At 58.2% G+C, this 282-nt stretch carries 1 pseudogene; it reads right to left on the bottom strand.

Annotation, left to right across the window (positions count from 1 at the left end):
* Positions 1–252, bottom strand: a pseudogene (locus EIK80_RS25750) (DNA methylase); the annotation flags it as partial.
* Between the last annotated feature and the right edge of the window lie 30 nt (positions 253–282).

Raw genomic sequence — 282 nt, 5'->3', positions numbered from 1 at the left:
TTTCACGCCGAACATGCGGTACAGCAGATCCTCGTTGTAGTAATCCGAGGCACGCCCAACCGAGCATCGGGCGATATCGCCCATGGTCATCAAGCCGGCATGCTCGAGCTTCTTGGCATAACCACGCCCAACCCGCCAGAAATCGGTGAGCGGACGATGATCCCAGAGCAGCCGCCGGTATGACATCTCATTCAGTTCGGCCACACGCACGCCGTCCGCGTCGGCCGGCATATGTTTGGCGACGATGTCCATAGCGACTTTTGCCAGATACATATTGGTGCC

The sequence above is a fragment of the Caulobacter sp. 602-1 genome, from assembly GCF_003931565.1.
In the GTDB taxonomy this organism is placed as follows: domain Bacteria; phylum Pseudomonadota; class Alphaproteobacteria; order Caulobacterales; family Caulobacteraceae; genus Caulobacter.
The sequence above is the reverse complement of the archived record's forward strand: the minus strand, read 5'-3'. Positions and strand labels throughout refer to the sequence as shown.